Annotated in this window: 24 protein-coding genes and 2 tRNA genes; 4 read left to right on the plus strand and 22 right to left on the minus strand. The window is 58.5% G+C overall.

Features of this window, described 5'->3' with window-relative positions; genetic code table 11:
* Positions 1-23 precede the first annotated feature (23 nt).
* From nusA to rlmE, 10 genes are all read right to left on the minus strand, one after another.
* A complete protein-coding gene (gene nusA / locus BFP90_RS17675) occupies positions 24-1,505 on the minus strand; it encodes a transcription termination factor NusA (protein WP_057725019.1) in 1,482 nt (493 codons plus the stop codon).
* A 47-nt stretch (positions 1,506-1,552) separates the two neighbouring features.
* Positions 1,553-2,011 carry a ribosome maturation factor RimP gene (gene rimP / locus BFP90_RS17680; protein ID WP_003235029.1) on the minus strand — a complete coding sequence of 153 codons (459 nt, stop codon included), beginning with the start codon at positions 2,009-2,011 and terminating at the stop codon, positions 1,553-1,555.
* A gap of 140 nt (positions 2,012-2,151) precedes the next feature.
* Positions 2,152-2,228, minus strand: a tRNA-Met gene (locus tag BFP90_RS17685).
* A gap of 96 nt (positions 2,229-2,324) precedes the next feature.
* Positions 2,325-2,410 (minus strand) — tRNA-Leu (locus tag BFP90_RS17690).
* Between the two features lie 21 nt (positions 2,411-2,431).
* The gene (secG, locus tag BFP90_RS27550; RefSeq protein WP_010206600.1) at positions 2,432-2,815 is read right to left on the minus strand and encodes a preprotein translocase subunit SecG; all 384 of its coding nucleotides are present in this window, start codon (positions 2,813-2,815) and stop codon (positions 2,432-2,434) included.
* A gap of 4 nt (positions 2,816-2,819) precedes the next feature.
* The gene (gene tpiA / locus BFP90_RS17695) at positions 2,820-3,575 is read right to left on the minus strand and encodes a triose-phosphate isomerase (protein ID WP_057725018.1); all 756 of its coding nucleotides are present in this window, start codon (positions 3,573-3,575) and stop codon (positions 2,820-2,822) included.
* Positions 3,576-3,641: 66 nt separating this feature from the next.
* Entirely contained in the window at positions 3,642-4,979 is a 1,338-nt protein-coding gene (glmM, locus tag BFP90_RS17700; protein ID WP_065883941.1) for a phosphoglucosamine mutase, read from the minus strand.
* Between the two features lie 16 nt (positions 4,980-4,995).
* Positions 4,996-5,847, minus strand: a complete 852-nt coding sequence (gene folP / locus BFP90_RS17705; protein WP_065892265.1) for a dihydropteroate synthase — start codon at positions 5,845-5,847, stop codon at positions 4,996-4,998.
* 8 nt (positions 5,848-5,855) lie between these two features.
* Positions 5,856-7,766: an ATP-dependent zinc metalloprotease FtsH gene (gene ftsH, locus BFP90_RS17710; RefSeq protein ID WP_057725015.1), complete on the minus strand. Its 1,911-nt coding sequence runs from the start codon at positions 7,764-7,766 to the stop codon at positions 5,856-5,858.
* A gap of 200 nt (positions 7,767-7,966) precedes the next feature.
* A complete protein-coding gene (gene rlmE, locus BFP90_RS17715) occupies positions 7,967-8,617 on the minus strand; it encodes a 23S rRNA (uridine(2552)-2'-O)-methyltransferase RlmE (RefSeq protein ID WP_065892263.1) in 651 nt (216 codons plus the stop codon).
* 105 nt (positions 8,618-8,722) lie between these two features.
* Between rlmE and BFP90_RS17720 the strand changes: the two genes are divergently transcribed.
* Entirely contained in the window at positions 8,723-9,031 is a 309-nt protein-coding gene (locus tag BFP90_RS17720; protein ID WP_003176146.1) for a YhbY family RNA-binding protein, read from the plus strand.
* Between the two features lie 9 nt (positions 9,032-9,040).
* Here the strand turns inward: BFP90_RS17720 and BFP90_RS17725 are convergent, their stop codons facing one another.
* The 8 genes from BFP90_RS17725 to grpE form a co-directional block, all read right to left on the minus strand.
* Entirely contained in the window at positions 9,041-9,445 is a 405-nt protein-coding gene (locus tag BFP90_RS17725; protein WP_065892262.1) for an MFS transporter, read from the minus strand.
* A gap of 28 nt (positions 9,446-9,473) precedes the next feature.
* Complete coding sequence (gene greA, locus BFP90_RS17730) at positions 9,474-9,950, minus strand: transcription elongation factor GreA (RefSeq protein ID WP_057725061.1); 477 nt, start codon at positions 9,948-9,950, stop codon at positions 9,474-9,476.
* A 2-nt stretch (positions 9,951-9,952) separates the two neighbouring features.
* Complete coding sequence (gene carB / locus BFP90_RS17735) at positions 9,953-13,174, minus strand: carbamoyl-phosphate synthase large subunit (RefSeq protein ID WP_065883937.1); 3,222 nt, start codon at positions 13,172-13,174, stop codon at positions 9,953-9,955.
* Positions 13,175-13,279: 105 nt separating this feature from the next.
* A complete protein-coding gene (gene carA, locus BFP90_RS17740; RefSeq protein ID WP_057725011.1) occupies positions 13,280-14,416 on the minus strand; it encodes a glutamine-hydrolyzing carbamoyl-phosphate synthase small subunit in 1,137 nt (378 codons plus the stop codon).
* A 258-nt stretch (positions 14,417-14,674) separates the two neighbouring features.
* Entirely contained in the window at positions 14,675-15,481 is an 807-nt protein-coding gene (dapB, locus tag BFP90_RS17745; RefSeq protein WP_057725010.1) for a 4-hydroxy-tetrahydrodipicolinate reductase, read from the minus strand.
* A gap of 10 nt (positions 15,482-15,491) precedes the next feature.
* Entirely contained in the window at positions 15,492-16,616 is a 1,125-nt protein-coding gene (gene dnaJ / locus BFP90_RS17750; RefSeq protein WP_065883934.1) for a molecular chaperone DnaJ, read from the minus strand.
* Between the two features lie 318 nt (positions 16,617-16,934).
* Positions 16,935-18,851 carry a molecular chaperone DnaK gene (dnaK, locus tag BFP90_RS17755; RefSeq protein ID WP_065883933.1) on the minus strand — a complete coding sequence of 639 codons (1,917 nt, stop codon included), beginning with the start codon at positions 18,849-18,851 and terminating at the stop codon, positions 16,935-16,937.
* A gap of 102 nt (positions 18,852-18,953) precedes the next feature.
* Positions 18,954-19,514, minus strand: coding sequence for a nucleotide exchange factor GrpE (gene grpE, locus BFP90_RS17760; protein WP_065883931.1), 561 nt, complete (start codon positions 19,512-19,514; stop codon positions 18,954-18,956).
* Between the two features lie 254 nt (positions 19,515-19,768).
* Here grpE and recN point away from each other — a divergent pair, with 254 nt between their 5' ends.
* The gene (gene recN / locus BFP90_RS17765; protein WP_065897592.1) at positions 19,769-21,442 is read left to right on the plus strand and encodes a DNA repair protein RecN; all 1,674 of its coding nucleotides are present in this window, start codon (positions 19,769-19,771) and stop codon (positions 21,440-21,442) included.
* 85 nt (positions 21,443-21,527) lie between these two features.
* On the opposite strand, the gene fur is transcribed toward recN, so the two are convergent.
* Positions 21,528-21,932 carry a ferric iron uptake transcriptional regulator gene (gene fur, locus BFP90_RS17770; RefSeq protein WP_003194220.1) on the minus strand — a complete coding sequence of 135 codons (405 nt, stop codon included), beginning with the start codon at positions 21,930-21,932 and terminating at the stop codon, positions 21,528-21,530.
* A 98-nt stretch (positions 21,933-22,030) separates the two neighbouring features.
* On the opposite strand from fur, the gene BFP90_RS17775 reads away from it, so the two are divergent.
* Complete coding sequence (locus tag BFP90_RS17775) at positions 22,031-22,558, plus strand: outer membrane protein assembly factor BamE (RefSeq protein WP_057725005.1); 528 nt, start codon at positions 22,031-22,033, stop codon at positions 22,556-22,558.
* A 56-nt stretch (positions 22,559-22,614) separates the two neighbouring features.
* Here the strand turns inward: BFP90_RS17775 and BFP90_RS17780 are convergent, their stop codons facing one another.
* Both BFP90_RS17780 and BFP90_RS17785 read right to left on the minus strand, forming a co-directional pair.
* Positions 22,615-22,917, minus strand: a complete 303-nt coding sequence (locus tag BFP90_RS17780; protein WP_065897593.1) for an RnfH family protein — start codon at positions 22,915-22,917, stop codon at positions 22,615-22,617.
* Positions 22,910-23,344, minus strand: coding sequence for a type II toxin-antitoxin system RatA family toxin (locus BFP90_RS17785; protein ID WP_065883925.1), 435 nt, complete (start codon positions 23,342-23,344; stop codon positions 22,910-22,912). The genes BFP90_RS17780 and BFP90_RS17785 overlap by 8 nt, the downstream gene beginning before the upstream one ends.
* A gap of 169 nt (positions 23,345-23,513) precedes the next feature.
* Here BFP90_RS17785 and smpB point away from each other — a divergent pair, with 169 nt between their 5' ends.
* Positions 23,514-23,996 carry an SsrA-binding protein SmpB gene (gene smpB / locus BFP90_RS17790; RefSeq protein ID WP_003235073.1) on the plus strand — a complete coding sequence of 161 codons (483 nt, stop codon included), beginning with the start codon at positions 23,514-23,516 and terminating at the stop codon, positions 23,994-23,996.
* Positions 23,997-24,033: 37 nt separating this feature from the next.
* Here the strand turns inward: smpB and BFP90_RS17795 are convergent, their stop codons facing one another.
* A complete protein-coding gene (locus tag BFP90_RS17795) occupies positions 24,034-24,801 on the minus strand; it encodes a GntR family transcriptional regulator (RefSeq protein ID WP_065897594.1) in 768 nt (255 codons plus the stop codon).
* Between the last annotated feature and the right edge of the window lie 160 nt (positions 24,802-24,961).

A 24,961-nucleotide genomic window follows, 5' to 3' on the forward strand; every position in this document is an offset into this window, starting at 1 on the left:
TTCTCTCCTCAGGCCGCGCCTAATTACTCGAACCAATGGGCTCGGGCGGCCATGATCAACTTGCCGGCACGATCTTCGTCAATGCCGTCGATGTCGAGCAGATCGTCAATAGACTGCTCGGCCAGGTCTTCGCGGGTAATTACGCCGCGCACCGCCAGTTCCATCGCCAAATCCTTGTCCATACCCTCAAGCGAGAGCAGGTCTTCGGCCGGATGGGCGTCTGCCAGCTTTTCCTCAGTAGCGATGGCTTTAGTCAACAAACGATCCTTGGCCCGAGCGCGAAGCTCGTTGACGGTGTCTTCGTCAAAGCCGTCGATGTTGAGCATTTCTTCCAACGGTACGTAGGCAATCTCTTCCAGGCTGGTGAAGCCTTCATCTACCAGCACCTGCGCCAGATCTTCATCGACTTCCAGCTCTTCGATAAAGTTGCGCAGGATGTCACCGGTTTCAGCTTGCTGCTTAGCCTGGATGTCCGATTCGGTCATCACGTTCAGGGTCCAACCGGTCAGTTGGCTGGCCAGACGCACGTTCTGACCACCACGACCAATGGCCTGAGCCAGATTGTCTGCGCCAACGGCGATGTCCATTGCATGGGCATCTTCGTCAACGATAATTGCCGCCACTTCAGCCGGCGACATGGCGTTGATCACGAACTGCGCCGGGTTATCGTCCCACAGGACGATGTCCACACGCTCACCGCCCAATTCGCCCGACACTGCCTGGACGCGCGAACCGCGCATACCAATGCAAGCGCCCTGCGGGTCGATGCGTTTGTCCTTGGAACGGACCGCGATCTTGGCGCGCGAACCCGGGTCGCGGGACGCAGCCATGACTTCGATCAGGCCTTCGGCGATTTCCGGCACTTCGATACGGAACAGCTCTATCAGCATTTCCGGCGCGGTACGCGACAGGATCAACTGAGGGCCGCGGTTCTCGGTGCGGATTTCCTTGAGCAGCGCACGCAAGCGCACGCCGACACGGAAGGTTTCGCGAGAGATGATGTCTTCACGGGCCAGCAACGCTTCGGCGTTGTTGCCCAGGTCGACGATCACGTTGTCGCGGGTCACTTTTTTCACGGTACCGGAGATGATTTCACCCAGGCGTTCGCGATAGGCGTCAACGACTTGAGCACGCTCGGCTTCGCGAACCTTCTGCACGATGACCTGCTTGGCGGTCTGTGCAGCGATACGGCCGAACTCGATCGATTCGATCTTTTCTTCGACGACATCACCGACGTTGGCGCCAGGGTGCGTTTGCGCAACCTTGCTCGGCCAGGTTTCAATCGCCGGATCATCAAGATCGGCTTCTTCGACGACCGTCCAGCGACGGAAAGTCTCATAGGCACCGGTGTGGCGGTTGATTTCCACACGCAGATCAACTTCATCTTCAAAACGCTTTTTGGTAGCAGTAGCCAGGGCCAGCTCCAACGCTTCAAAAATCACGTTTGCCGGTACGCCCTTTTCATTGGATACCGACTCAACAACCAGCAGTACTTCTTTGCTCATCGTACGCCTCGCCTTTCGCAAGCCATTGGATCCGCGGGATCCGCGTCTCAGTCAAAACTGGGAATAATGTTGGCCTTGTCGATCATATCGATCGGCAACAGGAACTCATGGTCTTCTACCTGCACCACGACATCCTGCTCTTCTACACCGCGCAGAAGGCCCTGAAAGTTGCGTCGCCCTTCGAACGGGGAGCGCAGCTTGATCTTCACTTGTTCACCGGCAAATTTTGCAAACTGATCAATAGTGAACAGTGGGCGTTCCATGCCTGGCGAGGAAACTTCAAGGGTGTATTCAACGGAAATCGGATCTTCAACATCCAGGACACCGCTGATCTGACGGCTGACAATTGCACAATCGTCCACCAGCACGCCGCCCTCTTTATCGATATAAACGCGCAACATTGAGTGGCGACCTTGAGCCGAAAACTCAATACCCCAGCATTCATAGCCTAGGGCCACGACCACCGGGGCCAGCAAGGCCTGCAACTCTTCTAGCTTGCTCGACACCTGAACCCCCTCGTGCATGTATGTGCATGCTGTGCAAAATAAAAAAATGGGCGAAACGCCCATCCTTGAAACGCCGTCGAACAGCGGCGTTGAAAGTGTCCAGCTAACAAAAAGCCCCTTAAAAGGGGCTCCGCTAAAACTGGTTGCGGGGGCCGGATTTGAACCGACGACCTTCGGGTTATGAGCCCGACGAGCTACCAGACTGCTCCACCCCGCGACAAAGCTGGGGCGGAAGTATACGACCGATCCCTTACAGGGTCAATGTAACCTTCCACCTACAAGAAAGCCCGCAACAGCGGGCTCTCCTGATAATTGGTACCGAGAAGGGGACTCGAACCCCTACACCCTATGGGCACAACCACCTCAAGGTTGCGTGTCTACCAATTCCACCACCTCGGCAATACAGCGTTTACAACCTTCTTACTTCTGCTCTTGAGCTGGAGGCACGTCAGTCGCTGGAGTAGCCGACTTTTGCTCTTGAAGCACCGGGACATCATCAGAAGCCGGTTTTGCTTTTGGTACTTCCAACACTGCTGGGTTTGGCAAACCTACTTGAGTCAGCACATGAGCCTTCTCTTTAGCAAAGTAACCTAACCCCAAGCTGGTTATGAAGAAACCGGCGGCAAGTATAGCAGTAAACTTACTAAGAAAGGTAGAGGAACCTTGGCTTCCGAATACAGTATTTGAAGCACCTGCACCGAAAGACGCACCAGCATCCGCACCTTTACCCTGTTGCAACAAAACCAGGGCAACTACGCCCAGGGCAGCCAACAGATGAAAAACGACTACGACTGTTTCCAGCATTTTTTCAGTTTCCCGCGGCGCGACAGATCGCACCGAACTCATCTGCATTCAGGGAAGCTCCACCAATGAGCCCCCCATCGATATCCGGCATGCCGAACAGTTCGACCGCATTGGCCGCCTTCACGCTGCCGCCGTATAGAAGCCGCACACCTTGCGCGACTTCAGAATTTTCTGCCGCCAACTGCGCGCGGATGGCGGCGTGCACATCCTGCGCCTGTTGCGGTGTAGCAGTCAGCCCGGTACCAATGGCCCAGACCGGCTCGTAAGCGATTACTGCCTTTGCAAACGCACCAACACCCAGCTCCTCGATGATGCTGCCCAGCTGACGCGAGACAACTTCAAGCGTCTTGCCCGATTCGCGCTGCTCAAGGGTTTCCCCTATGCACAACACCGGAATCAAGCCACAAGCCTGTGCCGCTGCGAACTTGCGGTTGAGCATCTGATCGCTTTCACCCATCAACTGGCGGCGCTCGGAGTGCCCAACAAGCACATAGGCACAACCGGCATCAACCAACTGACTCGGCGCAATCTCACCGGTCAACGCACCTTGGGCGGGTTCCACCGCGCAATTCTGCGCACCGACCTGAATCGACTGACCTTTCAAGCCATCAACCACTTGGCCGACATGCAGGAAAGGCGGGAAAACCGCAACATCCACATCGCCAGGCAAGGCCAGGTGACGAAGGCCATTGATCAGCTCAGCGACACTGGCGCGGGTACCGTGCATCTTCCAGTTACCAGCTACCATCGTGCGACGCATGCTGTACCCCGTCGGTCAAAGTGGGCGCAGATGTTACCCAACCACACCATCACTGGCAAGCCGAATTCAGGCGCAAACTTCAGTTACCAGTTTTGCCAGGTCTTCGGCATGGCCGCGAACCTGTGTTTCGTCCTCGCCTTCGACCATGACACGCACCAGAGGCTCTGTGCCGGACTTGCGCAACAACACCCGCCCACGCCCCGCCATTGCCTGGGTAACACGCTCGCACGCTTCCTTGACAGAGGGGTGCTCGATTGGATTTTCGCCACCGCCGAAACGCACATTGAGCAGCACTTGCGGACACTTGCGCAGCGCCTGTCGCGCCTGCGCCAGACTCTCTTCGCGACGACGCAAGGCCAGCAACACCTGCAGCGCGGCAATGATTGCGTCGCCCGTGGTGGTGTGCTGGAAGCAAACGACATGCCCCGAGTTTTCACCACCAATCAGCCAATTGCGTTCCAGCAACTCGGCGATCACGTAACGGTCACCGACATTGGCGCGAATGAAGGGAATCCCCAGTTCAGCCAACGCCAATTCAAGCCCCAGGTTACTCATCAGCGTACCGACGACACCCCCTTGCAGCTTGTTACGCTCATGCAAGTCGCGGGCAATGATGAACAGCAGATCATCACCGTCCACGACCATGCCGGTGTGATCCACCATCAACACGCGGTCGCCATCACCGTCAAAGGCGATGCCCAGGTCCGCATGCTCGGCCAGAACCGCCGCCTGCAACTGCTCCATGTGCGTGGAACCGCAGTTGTCGTTGATGTTCAACCCGTTGGGCTGAGCCGACAGCACAGTGACTTGCGCACCCAGCTCCTTGAATACACTCGGCGCCACCTTGTACGTCGCACCGTGGGCACAATCGACGACGATCTTCAGCCCGGCGAAATTGGTGCTGCTCGGCACGCTGCTTTTACAGAATTCGATGTAGCGACCGGAGGCATCGTTGATACGCGACACCTTGCCCAGCTTGCTGGACTCGACCACCGTCATCGGCGCGTCCAGCAGCTCTTCGATCATCAGCTCGATCTCGTCCGGCAACTTGGTGCCCTGCCCCGAGAAAAACTTGATGCCATTGTCATCGTGCGGATTGTGCGAGGCACTGATCACGATACCGGCTTGAGCATGAAAGGTACGCGTCAGGTAGGCGATCGCCGGTGTAGGCATGGGGCCCAGCAGCATCACGTCGGCACCCGCGGCGGACAACCCCGCCTCCAGCGCGGATTCAAACATGTAGCCGGAAATACGCGTGTCCTTGCCCACCAGGATGCGGCACGCGCCCATGCTGCGGAACGCCATGCCTGCCGCCCAACCCAGCTTGAGCATGAAATCTGGGGTAATCGGGTATTCACCGACCCGACCACGAATACCGTCGGTGCCAAAATATTTCTTAGTCATGAGTGCTCCATCATTCTTATTCGGCTGATTCTACAGCGGCAATCATGCGCACCACGTCCACCGTCTCGGCGACATCATGCACACGCAAAATACGAGCGCCCTTGGTCATGGCAAGCGCAGCCAGCGCGAGGCCGCCATACAGCCGCTCACCCACCGGGCGATTCAGGGCCTGCCCTATCATGCTCTTGCGCGAAACACCGACCAGAAGAGGCCGACCAAGGGCGTGCAGGGCTTGCATATGCTTGAACAGGCTTAAATTATGCTGCAGGGTCTTGGCGAAGCCAAACCCGGGATCGAGAATGATCTTTTCAGCGCCAATGCCCACTGACGCGCACTGGGCGACTCTGTCAGCGAGGAAGCGACTTACCTCGCCAACCAGGTCGTCGTAGTGCGGATTATCCTGCATATTGCCGGGTTCTCCCAGCATATGCATCAGACACACGGGCAGGCCGGTCGCCGCAGCGGCGTCGAGGGCACCGTCGCGCTGCAACGAACGCACATCATTAATCAGGCCCGCTCCCAGGCGTGCAGTTTCCCGCATCACCGCCGGCGTTGACGTGTCCACCGAGATGATCACATCCAGCTCGCGCGCAATGCGCTCGACAATCGGCGCCACCCGCTCCAGCTCCTCCACAGGAGAAACAACGCGGGCACCCGGCCGAGTCGACTCGCCGCCGACATCAATCAACGTCGCGCCGGCAGCCACCATCGCCTCGGCATGACGCAACGCGGCATCCTGCTGACTGAAGCGGCCGCCATCGGAGAACGAGTCGGGAGTTACATTAAGAATGCCCATGACATGCGTATGGGCCAAATCAAGAACCCGGTTGCCGCAAGGCAACCGGGTGGAGGACGACGCAGAAATCATTTCAAACCTTAATGGTCAGCCGCCGGGCCGCCGATCGGAGCTTCAGGACGTTCATTCTGCACAACTGGCGGAGTGCCTGAGGTACCTGAACCACCTTCCCAATCGCGAGGCTCACGAGGCGTACGCCCCGCCATGATGTCGTCGATCTGATCGGCATCAATAGTCTCGTATTTCATCAGCGCATCAGCCATCGCGTCCAGCTTGTCGCGGTTGTCGGTGAGGATCTGCTTGGCCGTGCCGTAGCACTGGTCAATGATGCTGCGCACCTCGGAGTCGATCAGCTTGGCTGTCTCGCCCGAAAAACTGGCACTTTGACCGCCACCGCCACGCCCCAGGAATACTTCGCCTTCTTCCTCGGCATACATCAACGGACCGAGTTTCTCCGACAGGCCCCACTTGGTCACCATATTCCGGGCGATCTGACTGGCGCGCATGATGTCGTTGGAAGCGCCGGTGGTGACACCGTCGAAGCCCAACGTCATCTCTTCCGCAATCCGACCGCCGTACAGCGAACAGATCTGGCTGATCAGCGCACGCTTGGAGAGGCTGTAACGATCCTCTTCCGGCAGGAACATGGTCACGCCCAAGGCACGACCACGTGGAATGATCGAGACCTTGTAGACCGGGTCATGCTCAGGCACAACCCGACCCACGATAGCGTGACCGGCTTCGTGATACGCGGTGTTCTGCTTTTCCTTCTCGGACATGACCATGGATTTGCGCTCTGCGCCCATCATGATCTTGTCCTTGGCCAATTCGAACTCTTTCATTTCAACGATGCGCTTGCCGGTACGGGCTGCGAACAACGAAGCCTCGTTGACCAGGTTGGCCAAATCAGCACCGGAGAAGCCTGGCGTACCACGGGCAATCACGGCCGGGGCCACGTCGTCGCCCATTGGCACTTTACGCATGTGGACCTTGAGGATCTGTTCGCGACCGCGGATGTCCGGCAAGCCTACCACCACCTGGCGGTCGAAACGGCCAGGACGCAGCAGCGCAGGGTCCAGTACGTCAGGACGGTTGGTTGCAGCGATGACGATGATGCCGTCATTCATCTCGAAACCGTCCATCTCCACCAGCAACTGGTTGAGGGTCTGCTCACGCTCGTCATGACCGCCGCCCATGCCGGCGCCACGATGGCGACCCACGGCATCGATTTCGTCGATGAAGATGATGCATGGCGCGTGTTTCTTGGCCTGTTCGAACATATCGCGAACACGGCTGGCACCGACACCGACGAACATCTCGACAAAGTCAGAACCGGAAATGGTGAAGAACGGCACCTTGGCTTCGCCGGCAATCGCCTTGGCCAACAAGGTTTTACCGGTACCCGGCGGACCGACCATCAGTACGCCACGAGGAATGCGTCCGCCCAGGCGCTGGAACTTGCCCGGATCACGCAGGAACTCGACCAGCTCACCGACTTCTTCCTTGGCTTCGTCGCAACCGGCGACGTCCGCCAGGGTGGTTTTCACCTGGTCCTCGGAGAGCAGGCGTGCCTTGCTCTTGCCGAAGCTCATCGGCCCGCCCTTGCCTCCGGCACCCCCTTGCATCTGGCGCATGAAGAACATGAACACGGCGATAATCACCAGGATCGGGAAGCTGGCTACCAGGAGCTGGGTCCAGATGCTCTGCTGCTCAGGCTGCTTGCCTTCCACAACGACCTTGTTGTCCACCAGGTCGCCGATCAGACCGTTGTCCTGAATGGCCGGACGAATGGTCTTGAAGCTGTCGCCATCAATACGCTTGCCGGTAATCACGTAGCCATCAACCGCCACGCGCTCGACCTTGCCATCCTTAACTTGCTGGATGAAGTCGGAATAGTTGAGGGTCTGCGGCTCGTTAGGGCTGGAGAAGTTGTTCATCACCGTCACCAGGACAGCCGCGATGATCAACCACAGGATCAGATTCTTTGCCATATCGTTCAATTAACTACCCTCTGAAGCAAGCTCCGCTACTGGCGCGCGCTTCGCATGATATTCACCGGCCTAACTTACTACATTACCTACACCACTGGCAGGCGCCGTCTGTAACCCTTTGTGAAACTTTGACTACACAATAATCGTAAAGCTTCATGACGAAAGCGATATAAAAAAACCTATCGCCCTCCTCGAATCTCTCAAAAACGCTCTTCGCTCGCCGCACCTTCAACGCCGCGAAAGCCGCGACAGAGCAGGTATTGCTCCCGGGACCTGTCCCGGGAAGAGTCGGGCTTGCGTGTTTGCACCTTGTCGAACAGCTTGCGGATGTTCTTGTGGTACTCGTCAAACCCTTCGCCCTGGAAGACTTTCACCAGGAAATCACCACCAGGACGCAGTACCCGACCCGCCAGGTCCAGCGCCAATTCACACAGGAACATGGCACGCGGCATATCGACGGCCGGTAATCCACTCATATTGGGGGCCATGTCGGAAATCACAAGGTCTACCTGCGAATTTCCCACCGCCTCAAGAATCTCTGCGAGCACGGTGTCCTGGGTGAAATCACCATGAACAAAGGTCACATCCGGGATGCTGTCCATCTCCAGGATGTCTGAAGCGATCAAGCGGCCCTGCCCACCAATCAGACGACTGGTCACCTGGGACCAGCCACCCGGGGCCGCGCCCAGGTCAATAACGCTCATGCCGGGACGGATCAATTTGTCCTTGTCCTGGATCTCCAGCAATTTGTAGCTGGCCCGGGAACGGTAGCCGTCCTTCTGCGCCTTTTTGACGTAAGGATCGTTGAAATGCTCTTGTAGCCACTTAAGGCTGGTTTTGGAACGGGCCACGGGCCACCTCGAAAATAAAACGGGTCGTGATTAACTGGGCGGTCCCGGACTCGCTCGGGTAAACTGGCCGCCGCTTTTTACAAGATCAGACGCAGGGGTCAGATTATGCCGCTCACTCAAGAGCAGAAGAAACAGTACAAATCCATTGGCCACCATCTGAAACCAGTTCTGATTGTGGCAGACAACGGTTTGACTGAAGGTGTGTTAGCCGAATTCGAACGCGCACTCAATGATCATGAACTGATCAAGATCAAGGTCAATATCCTTGATCGCGAAGCGCGCCTGGCCGCCGTTGCAGAACTGTGCAAGGTGGGCAAGGCGGACCTGGTTCAGGTTATCGGCAAGATGGCGCTGCTGTATCGCAAGAATTTCAGCGTCAACAAGCAACTGTCGAACGTTCATCGCTTCAAATGATGACAAGGGTCAGGGGCGTGCTTCGCGCGCCCCGCCACTCCATCCCGGTGCGGGCTGTATAACCAGCACCAGGCCGGAGAACCCTAGCACAAGATAGCTGAATAGCTGCCAGCGCAACGCTTGCGGCAGCCAGACATGCACGACGCAATACATTGCGCACGCATACAGCGCCATCAATAGCAGTTGGCCGCGAATATCCCGCCACAAACTCCCCAAGCCTTCAGCCTTGACCAGCACTAATGCCTGGAGGGTCACGCACGCCGCCGCAAAAGCCACCAGCAACGCACTGAGCAATTCGTCGATCTCATCGATCAGCAGCGGCGCCAGGCCAATCAAACCCAGCGCTGGCAGCACGCCAATGTGCAACAACCACAGGCCACCCACCCAAAGCATCTGGGAGAGCTGCCAAAGCATGGCGCCCGCACGAAGCGGGCGCCGTCTTTCAGATGTGACGAACTTCAACAATCTCGTACTCGATCACGCCGCCGGGGGTTTTCACAGACACCACGTCCCCTTCTTCCTTGGCGATCAAGGCACGGGCAAGCGGTGAACCGACGGAGATCTTGCCGAGTTTGAAGTCAGCCTCGTCTTCGCCCACGATGTGATAAACAACGCGCTCATCGGTCTCGACGTTGGCGATTTCCACCGTGGTGCCAAAAATCACCTTGCCGGTATGCGGGATGGTCGTGACGTCGATGATCACCGCATTCTGCATGCGGCCTTCGATATCACGGATCCGCGCCTCGACCATACCCTGCTGCTCGCGAGCAGCGTGGTATTCGGCGTTTTCCTTCAAGTCACCCAACTCGCGGGCCGTACCGATGTCCTGGCTCAGCTTTGGACGTACGACTTTGGTCAGATGGGCGTGCTCTTCTTCCAGGGCGCGAGCGCCCTGAACGGTCATCGGGTATTTGGTTATGCTCATGCCTTCAATCCTGCGTGTAGATCCTGCAAGCGACGCACGGTCTTTTCCGGACCGAACTTGAGCGCTTCGCAGATGGCTTCGCCAGCAGCAATGGTGGTGGTGCAGTAGATCTTGTGCTGCAAGGCATTACGACGAATGGAGTAGGAGTCCGCGATCGACTGGCGACCTTCGGTGGTGTTGATGATCAGGGTGACTTCGTCATTCTTGATCATGTCGACCACGTGCGGACGGCCCTCCGTCACTTTATTCACGCGGCGTACTTTCAGGCCGGCAGCCTCGATCAGCTTGGCGGTCCCGGCGGTAGCCACGACTTCAAAGCCCAAGTTGATCAGATCACGGGCCACACCCGCAACCAGTGGCTTGTCGTCATCGCGCACGCTGATAAACGCAGTACCACCGGTCGGCAGCACTTCGCTGGCGCCCATCTGGGCCTTGGCGAAGGCTTCGCCGAAGGTGTCACCCACGCCCATCACTTCACCGGTGGACTTCATTTCCGGGCCCAGGATCGGGTCCACGCCAGGGAATTTGGCGAATGGGAACACCGCCTCTTTCACGCTGTAAAAGTTCGGAATGATTTCCTTGGTGAAGCCGATTTCCTTCAGGGTCTTACCGGCCATCACGCGCGCAGCGATCATGGCCAGGGACACACCGATGCACTTGGACACGAACGGTACGGTACGCGAAGCGCGCGGGTTGACTTCGATGACGTAGATGTCTTCGCCCTGCAGCGCCAACTGCACGTTCATCAGGCCGACCACGCCCAGCTCCAGGGCCATTTTCTTGACCTGTTCGCGCATCTCGTCCTGGATGTGCGCCGGCAGCGAGTACGGCGGCAGCGAGCACGCGGAGTCACCGGAGTGAACGCCCGCCTGTTCGATGTGCTGCATGATCGCGCCGATCACCACGTCGGTACCGTCGCACACCGCGTCCACGTCCATTTCGATGGCGCAGTTGAGGAAGTGGTCGAGCAGCACCGGGCTGTCGTTGGAGACTTTCACCGCATCACGCAGGTAGCGCTTGAGCTCTTCTTCTTCGTAGACGATTTCCATCGCGCGGCCGCCCAGTACGTAGGACGGACGCACCACCAGCGGGTAGCCGATCTTGCTGGCTGCACGGATCGCTTCGTCTTCGCTGCGCACGGTGGCGTTCGGCGGCTGACGCAGGTTCAGGCGCTCGACCATCTGCTGGAAGCGCTCACGGTCTTCTGCACGGTCGATGGCATCCGGGCTGGTACCGATGATCGGCACGCCAGCGGCTTCCAGGGCACGCGCCAGTTTCAGCGGGGTTTGGCCGCCGTACTGGACGATCACGCCTTTGGGTTTCTCGACGCGGCAGATTTCCAGTACGTCTTCCAGTGTCACCGGCTCGAAGTACAGACGGTCGGACGTGTCGTAGTCAGTGGAAACCGTTTCCGGGTTGCAGTTGACCATGATGGTCTCGTACCCGTCTTCGCGCAGGGCGAGGGCGGCGTGTACGCAGCAATAGTCAAACTCGATGCCCTGGCCGATACGGTTCGGGCCGCCACCGAGGATGATGATCTTGTCGCGGCCCGACGGCGCGGCTTCGCACTCTTCCTCATAGGTGGAGTACATGTACGCAGTGTCGGTGGCGAACTCGGCGGCGCAGGTGTCAACGCGCTTGTAGACCGGGAAGATATCCAGCTTGTGGCGATGGGTACGCAGGTTTTTCTCGGTCACACCCAGCAGCTTGGCCAGACGCTGATCGGAGAAGCCTTTGCGCTTGAGGCGGAACATCAGGTCGCGGTCGATGGACGACAGGCCGAGGGTCTTGACCTTCTCTTCTTCCTTGATCAGGTCTTCGATCTGCACCAGGAACCACGGGTCGATCATGTTCATGCCGAAGATATCTTCGACGCTCAGGCCGGCACGGAAGGCGTCAGCCACGTACCAGATACGCTCGGCGCCCGGTACGGTCAGCTCGCGCTTGAGGATGCTCATGCTTTCCGGGTTGCTCAGGTCGAGCTTCTCGTCCAGGCCGCACACACCGACTTCCAGGCCGCGCAGGGCTTTCTGCAGGGATTCCTGGAACGTACGGCCAATGGCCATGACTTCACCGACCGACTTCATCTGAGTGGTCAGGCGCGCATCGGCCTTGGCGAATTTCTCGAAGGCAAAGCGCGGCAGCTTGGTCACGACGTAGTCGATAGACGGCTCGAAAGACGCCGGCATGGCGCCGCCGGTGATTTCGTTTTGCAACTCATCCAGGGTGTAACCGATCGCCAGCTTGGCCGCGATACGCGCAATCGGGAAGCCGGTGGCTTTCGATGCCAGCGCCGAAGAACGCGATACACGCGGGTTCATCTCGATCACGACCATGCGGCCGGTATCCGGGCAGATGCCGAACTGAACGTTGGAACCACCGGTTTCCACGCCGATTTCACGCAGTACCGCCAACGAGGCGTTACGCATGATCTGGTATTCCTTGTCCGTCAAGGTCTGCGCCGGCGCAACGGTGATCGAGTCACCGGTGTGCACGCCCATCGGGTCGAAGTTTTCGATGGAGCAGACGATAATGCAGTTGTCCTTCTTATCGCGGACAACCTCCATCTCGTATTCTTTCCAGCCGATCAGGGATTCGTCGATCAGCAGCTCTTTGGTCGGCGACAGGTCCAGACCGCGGGCGCAGATTTCTTCGAACTCTTCACGGTTGTAGGCGATGCCACCACCGGTGCCGCCCATGGTGAAGGACGGACGGATAATGCACGGGAAGCCCAGCTTTTCGAGAACCGCGTTGGCCTCTTCCATGCTGTGGGCGATACCGGAGCGCGGGCAATCAAGGCCGATGGACTTCATCGCCTTGTCGAAACGCGAACGGTCTTCAGCCTTGTCGATGGTGTCAGCGTTGGCACCGATCATCTCGACGCCGAACTTCTCCAGGACGCCTTCGCGCTCCAGGTCCAGGGCGCAGTTCAGTGCGGTCTGGCCGCCCATGGTTGGCAACAGCGCGTCCGGACGCTCTTTCTCGATGATCTTGGCAACGGTCTGCCATTTGATCGGTTCGATGTAGGTGGCATCGGCCATGGCCGGGTCGGTCATGATGGTGGCCGGGTTGGAGTTCACCAGGATGACGCGGTAACCCTCCTCGCGCAGGGCTTTACAGGCCTGGGCGCCGGAGTAGTCGAATTCGCAGGCCTGGCCGATCACGATCGGGCCAGCGCCGAGAATCAGGATGCTTTTTATGTCTGTACGTTTTGGCATGGGTTTGTCACTCAAATCCGCAGGTCAGTCGGCAAGCCGTCTTGAACATTCTTTGAAGAGCCTGCGGGGGCCACCGAAATTCGGGACCACCCGCAGGCCGCTCAGTCAGCGTCGCTTGGCCATCTCATTGATGAAACGGTCGAACAGCGGCGCTACGTCGTTCGGGCCCGGGCTGGCTTCAGGGTGACCCTGGAAGCTGAACGCGCTCTTGTCGGTGCGCTCGATGCCTTGCAGGGAACCGTCGAACAGCGACTTGTGAATCGCGCGCACGTTCGAAGGCAGGCTCGCTTCATCCACCGCAAAACCGTGGTTCTGGCTGGTGATCATGACAACGCCGGTGTCCAGGTCCTGCACGGGGTGGTTGGCACCGTGGTGACCGTGGCCCATCTTCAGGGTCTTGGCGCCCGAGGCCAGGGCCAGCAACTGGTGGCCCAGGCAGATACCGAATACCGGGATCTCGGTTTCCAGCACGTCCTTGATCGCCTGGATCGCGTAGTCGCATGGCTCCGGGTCACCAGGGCCGTTGGACAGGAACACGCCGTCCGGTTGCAGGGCGAGTACATCGCTGGCCGGGGTTTGCGCCGGCACCACGGTTACGCGGCAGCCACGCTCAACCAGCATGCGCAGGATGTTGTACTTCACGCCGTAGTCGTAGGCCACAACGTGATAAGGCAAGTCCGCGGCCTCGATAGTCGCGTGGCTGTCGGTCTTCAGGTCCCAGACAGTGGAGCGCCATTCGTACTTCTCTTTGACGCTGACGACTTTCGCCAGGTCCATGCCTTTCAGGCCAGGGAACCCTTGCGCTGCGGCAATCGCGGCCTCTTCGGAGATATTCTCACCGACCATGATGCAGCCGTTCTGCGAGCCTTTTTCACGCAGGATGCGCGTGAGGCGGCGCGTATCGATACCGGCGATCGCCACAACGTTGTTGGCTTTCAGGTAATCGGACAGCGACATCGTGTTACGCCAGTTGCTCGCAACCAGTGGCAGGTCACGAATCACCAGACCGGCCGACCAGACACGATCAGACTCGGCGTCTTCCGGTGTAGTACCGGTGTTGCCGATGTGCGGATAGGTCAGGGTAACGATCTGTTGGGCGTAGGAAGGATCGGTAAGGATTTCCTGATAGCCGGTCATGGCGGTGTTGAACACCACCTCACCAACGGTTTGACCGTCGGCTCCAATGGCTTCGCCGCGAAAAATGCTGCCATCAGCAAGGGCGAGTATGGCTGGCTTAGTCAAGAAGACCTCCCGTAAATAAAGCCTGAAAGGGCGATCGCAGGTTGCAAAAAAGCGGAGTGACGTATGGACACGTCACCCCGCTTCTTCACTGAATTATTCTGCGCGCTTTTAGTGGACACACTAAAGCTGTAGCTTACAGAAAAAGGCTTTTTTGGTCCACCGCTAATGAGCCTGAAAGGCAGGGGAATGCGACAGGGCGTCGCTTAGCGGGTAAAACGGGGCCCAAGCATAAGCTTGAGGCCCTGTTTAAGCTACCGATTAGTGCAGGTCGAGCACATCACGCATGTCGTACAGGCCAGGCTCGCGCCCTTCCAGCCAAAGCGCAGCGCGCACCGCGCCCTTGGCAAACGTCATGCGACTGGAAGCCTTGTGCGTGATTTCCAGGCGTTCGCCCTCAGTGGCAAACAGCACAGTGTGATCGCCGACCACATCACCACCGCGTACGGTGGCAAAACCAATGGTGTCGCGCGCACGGGCACCGGTGTGCCCTTCACGGCCATACACCGCCACTTTGGACAGGTCACGCCCCAACGCATCGGCGATGGCCTCGCCCATCCGCAAGGCAGTCCCGGACGGCGCATCGATCTTGTGGCGATGATGGGTTTCGATAATCTCGATATCCGCCTCATCACCCAACACGCGAGCCGCCATATCCAGCAGCTTGAGGGACAGATTCACGCCTACGCTGAAGTTCGCCGCAAAGACGATCGGGATATCCTTGCCCGCCTGAGCCAGCAACTGCTTCTGCTCCACCGTCAAACCGGTGGTACCGATCACCATCGCCTTGCCTGCCTTGCGACAGAACGCCAGGTTTTCCAGCATCACCTCCGGCAGCGTGAAATCGATCAACACGTCGAACTCGTCGGCCACCTGCGCCAGATGACCGGACAACGAGACGCCGATACGGCCCAGTGAGGCCAACTCACCCGCGTCCGCACCGATCAACGTGCTGCCCGGACGCACGATCGCCGCGGTCAGCCCGGACGCCGGCGAGCGCTGCTGCACGGCTTCGACCAGCGTCTTGCCCATGCGCCCGGCAGCGCCCATTACGGCTATACGTCGCATACTCAATTCCTTACAGGTCGCCGAAGAAGCGCTTCACACCATCGAAAAAGCCCGTGGTTTTCGGCGAGTGAGAGTCATCACCTTCCAACGAACTGCGGAACTCTTCAAGCAGCTCACGCTGACGGCGATTCAGGTTGACCGGCGTTTCTACCGCTACGCGACACATCAGGTCGCCGGCCCCGCCACCGCGCACCGGCGCAACGCCTTTGCCACGGATACGGAACTGCTTGCCGGTCTGCGTACCCTCTGGAATCTTGAGCTTGACCCGACCGTCCAGCGTCGGGATTTCCAACTCACCACCCAGGGCCGCGTCGACAAAGCTGATCGGCACTTCACAGAACAGATGCTTGCCATCACGCTGGAAGATCGAGTGCTCGCGCACATTGATCACCACGTACAGGTCGCCCGTAGGCCCACCCTGAGTACCAGCTTCCCCTTCACCCGACAGACGAATGCGGTCGCCGGTATCCACGCCCGCCGGCACTTTCACCGACAGCGTCTTGTACTCTTCGACGCGACCTTCGCCATGGCAGGAATCACACGGGTCGGAAATGATCTTGCCCTGGCCATGGCAACGCGGGCAGGTTTGCTGCACCGAGAAGAAGCCCTGCTGCATCCGCACCTGGCCGATACCGCCGCAGGTCGGGCAGGTGATGGGCGAAGAGCCCTTCTTGGCACCCGAGCCGTCGCACGGTTTGCAGTTGACCAGCGTCGGTACACGGATGTTAACGCTGGTGCCGCGCACGGCTTCTTCCAGGTTCAGCTCCAGGGTATAGCGCAGGTCGCTGCCACGCTGGGCCCCGCCACGCTGGCCCCCACGGCCGCCACCAAAGAAATCACTGAACACGTCACCGAAAATATCGGAGAAGTTCTGACCACCAAAACCGGCACCGCCGCCACCCATGCTCGGGTCGACGCCGGCATGCCCATACTGGTCGTAGGCTGCACGCTTGTTGGGATCAGACAGACATTCGTAGGCCTCATTGGCCTCTTTGAACATTTCTTCGGATTCTTTGCTATCCGGATTACGGTCCGGGTGGTGCTTCATCGCCAGGCGACGGTAAGCCTTTTTCAGGTCCGCCTCGCTAGCCCCGCGCTCCACACCCAATACTTCGTAATAGTCACGCTTTGCCATAAGTCTTTGCACTCTTAAGGACGTTCAGCCAGACCCTCCTGAGCCTCGCCAAACTCGTTGAGCCCCAATGCAGGCCCGGACCCAACTCACGTCAATTCAACGATCCTGGTCATTACTACTTTTTAGCCGGCCACCCGACTAAAAACGCGGTATTTACTGCTCGGAAAGCAGGAGCATTCCCGGCCACACCGCCAGCACCCGAACGCTGTCGCATACTGTAAAAATTCGCATACCCCAGACACGCCAACGCGGGAGCAAGCTCCCGCGCGGCGACATCCTACCAGTCACCGCTTGTGAGCGGTCAACCGGGCGACCAAGTTACTTCTGGTCTTTGACTTCTTCGAACTCGGCATCGACAACATCGTCGTGCTTGGCTTCAGGCTCTGCTTGCTGCGCAGCACCTTCAGCCGGCTGGCCTTGTTCGGCGTACATTTTCTGGGCCACTGGCGCGGACACCTTCGACAGCTCCTCAACCTTGGCTTCGATAGCGGCCTTGTCGTCGCCTTTGATAGCGGCTTCCAGGGCAACTACAGCGGCTTCGATTGCAGTTTTCTCTTCGGCAGTCACCTTGTCGCCAGCATCAGCGACCATTTTGCGCGTCGAGTGAACCAGCGCGTCACCCTGGTTACGGGCACCCGCCAACTCGGCAAACTTGGCGTCCGCATCAGCGTTGGCTTCAGCATCACGAATCATCTGTTGAATTTCTTCATCAGACAGGCCGGAGTTGGCCTTGATGGTGATCTTCTGCTCTTTGCCGGTCGCCTTGTCTTTCGCGCCAACGTGCAGGATACCGTTGGCGTCGATGTCGAAGGTCACTTCGATCTGTGGCACGCCACGTGGGGCTGGTGGAATCTCGGCCAGGTCAAACTTGCCCAGGGATTTGTTCTGCGCAGCTTGCTTGCGCTCGCCTTGCAGCACGTGAATGGTCACGGCGCCCTGGTTGTCGTCGGCAGTCGAGAACACCTGGGATTTCTTGGTAGGAATCGTGGTGTTTTTCTCGATCAGCGCGGTCATCACGCCACCCATGGTTTCGATACCCAGAGTCAGCGGGCTGACGTCCAGCAGCAGCACGTCTTTCACGTCACCGGCCAATACCGCGCCCTGGATAGCAGCACCCATGGCAACCGCTTCGTCCGGGTTCACGTCTTTACGTGCTTCTTTACCGAAGAACTCGGTGACTTTCTGCTGCACCAGCGGCATACGGGTCTGGCCACCGACCAGGATCACGTCATTGATCGCGCCAACGTCGATACCGGCGTCTTTCAGTGCAATGCGGCATGGCTCGATGGTGCGCTGAACCAGGTCTTCAACCAGTGCTTCCAACTTGGCGCGCGAGATCTTCACGTTCAAGTGCTTAGGACCGGTAGCGTCTGCAGTGATGTACGGCAGGTTCACGTCGGTGGACATGCTCGACGACAGTTCGATCTTGGCTTTCTCAGCGGCTTCTTTCAGGCGCTGCATCGCCAGCGGGTCACCCTTGAGGTTCATGCCGCTTTCTTTCTTGAATTCGTCAACGAGGTAGTCGATCAGACGAATGTCGAAGTCTTCACCACCCAGGAACGTGTCGCCGTTGGTGGCCAACACTTCGAACTGGTGCTCGCCGTCAACTTCCGCGATCTCGATGACGGAGACGTCGAAAGTACCACCGCCCAGGTCATAAACGATCACAGTGTGGTCGCCTTTGGCCTTGTCCATACCGTAGGCCAGGGCCGCTGCGGTAGGTTCGTTAATGATACGTTTTACGTCAAGACCCGCGATGCGGCCGGCGTCTTTGGTTGCCTGGCGCTGGCTGTCGTTGAAGTAGGCCGGAACAGTGATGACCGCTTCGGTCACGGTTTCACCGAGGTAGTCTTCGGCAGTCTTCTTCATCTTTTTCAAGACTTCAGCCGAGATCTGCGGCGCGGACATCTTGTTGCCGTTCACTTCAACCCAGGCGTCACCGTTGTCGGCCTTGGCGATTTTGTAAGGCACCATCTTGATGTCTTTCTGTACGACTTCTTCGTCGAACTTACGACCGATCAGACGCTTCACCGCGTACAGGGTGTTGTGCGGGTTGGTAACGGCCTGACGCTTGGCCGACTGACCAACCAGGATCTCGCCATCGTTGGCGTAAGCGATGATCGACGGCGTGGTACGCGCGCCTTCAGCGTTTTCGATAACTTTGGCCTTGCCGTTTTCCATGACCGAGACGCACGAGTTGGTGGTCCCCAGGTCGATACCGATAATCTTGCCCATGTTTGACTCTCCCGAAACTTGAATTTGGTTGCCGCAGCAGTTGTGGCTAACTGCGGTAGCACTTAATCGCTTGACTTATAAATGGGGGCCTTGCGGCGGATTTCAAGCCTGCTCATCAATAGAAGGCGAAACGGGTGCGGGAGCCTTGCTCACCACCACCATCGCCGGGCGCAACAAGCGACCGTTGAGCAGATAACCCTTCTGGAATACCTTCAATACGCTGTTGGGCTCCAGGTCGTGGCTTTCCTGCATCGCCATCGCCTGGTGGTGCTCCGCGTTGAACGGCTCACCGCCGAGTGGATCGATGGCTTCCAACTGATAACGCTTCAGGGTGTCCTGGAACATTTTCAGGGTCAGTTCGATCCCCTCGCGCATCGGGCGGATGTTTTCGTCATCCGGATTGGACAATTCAAGGCCACGCTCCAGGCTGTCAATAATCGGCAGCAGGTCGTTGGCGAATTTTTCCAAGGCGAATTTGTGAGCCTTTTCTACGTCCTGCTCGGCACGGCGGCGGACGTTCTGCAGATCGGCGGCAACACGCAACGACTGATCCTGCGCTGCGGCCAATTGCTCTTCGAGCACTTGCACACGAGTACCCAGCTCATCACCGGCAGCCGAATTGGCGTCTGGCGTTTGCGTATCCTGCGTCTGTTCGTCAGCCATAGCTTTCTCCTTTCAAAATCATGCGCGAACTCAACTCGCGCTTCTGTTCCGGTATATGGGGCCACAATTTTCAGGTTCAAGGGCGCGGACGTTACCAAAAGTCTTTCGCATGTCTCGGATCATTTCCTGCCCCTACATTCCTTATTGAGCTAAAAAAAGCACCCGATCAAGCAAATCGAGCTAAGCGCCAGGATTGTCAGCCTCAAACAAAACACTGTATAAATAACCAGACCTAAAGCCTGGGAGCGGCCGTCATGCTCGTGCACCTGTCCGTACATAACTACGCCATCGTTGAACATCTGGATCTCGAACTGGATCGCGGCATGAGCGTAATCACAGGCGAGACCGGCGCCGGCAAGTCGATCATGCTCGACGCCCTGGGCCTGACGCTCGGGGACCGCGCCGACAGTGGCGTGGTGCGCCCCGGCGCCGACAAGGCCGACATCCTGGCCACATTCGATCTGGCGGATATTCCCGAGGCCGAGGCCTGGCTGGCCGAGCGCGACCTCAATAACGAAGGGCCGTGCATCCTGCGCCGGGTGATCACCGCCGAAGGACGCTCACGCGGCTACATCAACGGCACGCCCTGCCCCCTTGGCGACTTGAAAGCCCTGGGTGAACTGTTGATTGATATCCACAGCCAGCATGAGCACCAGTCCCTGCTGAAAACCGACACCCATCGCCGCTTGCTGGATGAGTACGCCGGCGCCACCGAACTTGCCCGCCAGGTCCACCTGGCCGCGCAACGCTGGCGCCAGACGCGCCAGGAACTGGAACGCCTTTCCAATTCCGGCGACGAGCAACGCGCTCGCCACCAACTGCTCAGCTATCAACTCGAAGAGCTTGAAAGCCTGGGCCTGGGCGAGACCGAACTGGAACAGCTTGAACAGGAACACAAGAACCTGACCAACGCCGAGACGCTGCTGGGTATCTGTCGCCAGGTGATCGAGCAATGCAGCGAAAGTGATTCCGGCAATGTGCTTAACGCACTGACCGCGAGCCTCAATCGCCTGTCCAGCGTGACTAACGCCTCCGGCTCACTGAGTGAAGCCACCACCCTGCTGACCAGCGCGCAGATCCAGGTGGAGGAAGCGGTGGGTGAATTGAACCGCTTCCTCGATCATTTCGATGCCGACCCGGCGCGCCTGCAGGTAATAGAAGAGCGCCTGGACACTATCTACACCCTGGCGCGCAAACATCGAATCCAGCCAACCGAAGTGGCGGCAATGCAACAAAAGCTGCTGGATGAAATCGAGACCCTGAACGCGAACGACGAGTCCATTGAGCGCCTCGGCGAAGAACTCGCCTCCTTCGCCCGCCATTATCAGGAAAAGGCTCGTGAGCTGAGCGACCTTCGCCAACAGGCCGCTACCCGCCTGGCCGGTGCCGTGGAACAGGAAATCCAGCGCCTGGGCATGCCCGGCGGCCGCTTCACTATCGAGCTGCACGCCAATACCAGCCATGAACTGCAACCCCACGGACTGGAACAGGTGGAGCTGCTGGTCAGCGCCAACCCGGGGCAACCGCTCAAAGCCCTGGCAAAAGTCGCCTCCGGCGGTGAGCTGTCACGGATCAGCCTGGCGATCCAGGTCATCACGGCGCAAACCTCGCGCGTACCGACTCTGGTGTTCGATGAAGTGGACGTGGGCATTGGCGGACCGACTGCCGAAATTGTTGGCCAGTTGTTGCGCCGCCTGGGCGATCGGGGCCAGGTGCTGACGGTGACCCACTTACCGCAAGTGGCGGCCCAGGGGCATCAGCATTTGTTCGTGCACAAAGTGCGGGGCAGCGATGCGACGCGCACGGCCGTGTCCAAGCTGAACAAGTCGGAGCGCGTGGAAGAAGTGGCGCGGATGCTCGGCGGTATTGATTTGACCAAGGAGTCCCTGGCGCACGCGAAGAAGATGGTCGTAGCAGCGAAGGCCTGAGCGAGCATTTTCCCTCTTATATAAAGCACGAAGGCGACCCTGGGGTCGCCTTCGATCGTTGCGCAGAGCAAATCTGCGTCGTTTTTTACTTTTTCTTACGGATGTACAGCACCAGATTATGGTCGACCAAATCGAAGCCATGCTCCTCAGCGATCTTATGCTGCAGCGCTTCGATCTCAGGGCTGGTGAACTCGATAACCTCATTGGTATCCAGGTCAACCATGTGGTCGTGATGCCCGCCGTCGGCCAATTCAAACACTGCATGACCGCCGTCGAAATTATGACGAACCACCAGCCCTGCGGCTTCAAACTGGGTCAGGACACGGTAAACCGTGGCCAGGCCGACGTCTTCATTAGACTCCATCAGCGCCTTGTAAACGTCCTCGGCACTCATGTGGCGTTGCTCAGCAGAATCGAGCATTTGTAGAATCTTGACTCGGGGCAGAGTCACTTTGAGACCGGCTTTGCGTAGTTCGCTATTTTCAACCATGGTTAGCTTTCTCGCGGATGCTGCTTCGCAGCTTCTCTTAATACGGGTATGATCGGCGTTTACGTTGTCCCAGCCAAGATAGTGGAAGTCGCCCACCGATGCAAAACACCAAGCTCTTGCTAACCAGTTTCACCTTTGTGGGACTGCTCGCACTCGCCGGTTGTTCATTCCCCGGGGTTTACAAAATCGACATCCAGCAGGGCAATGTCGTCACGCAGGACATGATAGACCAGTTACGTCCGGGAATGACCCGACGGCAAGTAAGGTTTATCATGGGCAATCCCCTGCTGACCGACACTTTCCATGCCGATCGCTGGGATTATCTCTACAGCCTCCAGCCTGGCGGCGGTGAGCGCCAGCAGGAGCGCGTCAGTGTCATTTTCAATGGCAATGACCAGCTTGTCAGCCTGTCCGGTGACTTCATGCCCGGCGTAAGCCGCGATGAAGCGCTGTTGGGCAAGGACAGCGGCACCAGCGTGACCGCCCCTGCGCAGGAAGCCGAGAAGCCGAAATCCGAGGTGCCGGCCAAGCCAGGCTCCTTGCTGGACCAGATCCAGAAAGACGTCGATGGCGTGGAAACCGTGCCTGTCCCGACGCCACAGCCTCTGGACACCAGCCCGCAGTAACAAAGCAACACTCAACAAAAAGCCCGGCATGCCGGGCTTTTTGTTGTCTGAAGGATTTATGAGTTTTGCTGCCTGGTCTTCGCCGCCCTGGCCGCACGCTGCCGGCGTATTTCCTTGGGATCTGCCAGCAACGGCCGGTAGATCTCAATTCGATCACCTGGCTGCACAACACGCGCATCAGGGTCCGAAACCACCTTGCCGAAGATCCCCAGCGGGCAGTCAGCCAGCATGCATTGCGGAAACTGCTCAGCCATTCCCGACATTTGCACCGCCGCCCTCAGGCTCGTGCCCGCCGGAACCTTCACCTGCAATAAAACCTGGCGATCAACGGCGGCATGCACCACTTCAATCTCAACCATGCAGTTGCTTGGCCCGCTGGCAGAACGCATCCACCAGCGTATTCGCCGCCTGATTGAACAAAGGCCCCAATGTCGCGCGGACGATCGGCCCCGCGTAATCGAACGACAGATCCAGGCTGATCTTGCAGGCCTTGTCCGTCAGCGCCTTGAATACCCAGACCCCATGCAACTGGGTGAACGGGCCTTCCTGCAGATTCATCTCGATGGATTTTCCAGGCACCAGCACATTGCGCGTAACAAAATGCTGGCTAAGCCCACCCTTGGCTACGCCGACGCTGGCAACCATGTACCCGTCATCGCCCTCCAAAACCTCGGCAGTGGAGCACCACGGCAGGAATTCCGGGTAACGCGCGACGTCGTTGACCAGGTCATAGAGCGCCTGTGCGGGATACGGCAGCAGGGCCGAACGTTGAATATGCGTCGTCATGTGAGCGTTATTTCCACAGCTGAGCGGGCAAACATCGCGAAACAACAGCCAGATCCGCGAGAGAAAAAAACCAGAGAACTGCCCGCATTGTCCGGGATTCGTCCAACACGCTCAAGCACGCAGGTTGACCGTAGCCGACACGCTCGCAACTCCCTATAATGCCGCCCCTATGGCTAAACAAAAGAAACACCCAACAGGGACCATCGCGCAAAATAAAAAGGCGCGACACGATTACTTCATCGAACATCGGTTCGAGGCTGGTCTGGTCCTGGCCGGCTGGGAAGTAAAAAGTCTGCGTGCCAGCAAGCTGCAGCTGGTCGACAGCTATGTGCTGCTCAAGGATGGCGAGGCGTGGCTGCTGGGCAGTCATATCACCCCGCTGACCACCGCGAGCACTCATGTAATTGCCGACCCGGTGCGCACGCGCAAGCTGCTGCTCAATGCCCGCGAGCTGGAAAAACTCGCTGCGGCAGTGCAACAGAAAGGCTACGCCTGCATCTGCTTGTCCTGGTACTGGAGCAAGCACCTGGTCAAGTGCGAAATTGCGCTGGGCAAGGGCAAGAAGGAATACGACAAACGCGACACCGAACGCGAGCGCGACTCCAATCGCGAATTGCATCGCGCGGTGCGTAACAAAGGCAAGGAAGACTAACCTTGTGACGATGCAGCTTCGGGCGACTCGCCCGAGGCTACATGCCTTTACGTCGCTCCGCCCGAGCCACGCGCTGAACCTCCTGACGAACCTCCTCCAGCACTTCCTGCACATACAGCAGGTGACGCGTTGAGATATCCCGCGCCTGCTCGGCCCGCCCTTCAATAATTGCCAGGTACAAATCGCGATGCTGGCTGATCAGCATGTCGCGGGTCTCGGTGCGCTGTTGATACATGCCGCCAATGTTTGTCACCACGTTACGCTTGAGCAGATCAAACAGCCCGCGAATGGTATGCAGAAGCACGGCGTTATGACTGGCTTCGGCAATGGCCAGGTGAAACCGCGCATCTGCCGCGCCCTCCTCCACTCGACTCACCTCATCGACGCGCGCGTAGCAATCCTGCAACGCCTCGAACGCCGCCGTCAGCCGCTCACGGTCCACTTCCGTTGCCCGCAATGCCGCGTAATAAGCACAGGAAGCCTCAAGCGTCTGGCGAAATTCCAGCAAGTCCCGCTGCGCTTCAGGATTGTTTTCCAGCAGATGCAACAAAGGGTCACTGAAGGTTGACCCCAGGGATTCCACCACATAGTTGCCACCGCCCTGACGACTGACCAACAACCCTTTGGCCGCCAGCTTCTGAATCGCTTCTCGCAGCGACGGGCGCGACACACCAAATTGTTCAGCCAATGCGCGCTCGGCCGGCAAGCGCTCGCCCGACTTCAGCGTGCCCTCAAGGATCATGCCCTCGAGCTGCTCGACAATATCGTCAGACAAACGGCGCTGACGCACCTGATCAAACCCCATAACCCGCTCTCCACCATCCCGACCACGCGCCGGGCTCTCTATTCTGGCCTATCGCCGCGCTCCCGGCACCTATCAGAACGCCTCGGATTATCCCGATCAGAACGCCGCACACCCACTCGTACGACCAAAGTTTCCTGGGCGGCAAATTGACACACCCCTG

The sequence above is a fragment of the Pseudomonas sp. 24 E 13 genome (assembly GCF_900004715.1).
GTDB lineage: Bacteria > Pseudomonadota > Gammaproteobacteria > Pseudomonadales > Pseudomonadaceae > Aquipseudomonas > Aquipseudomonas orientalis_A.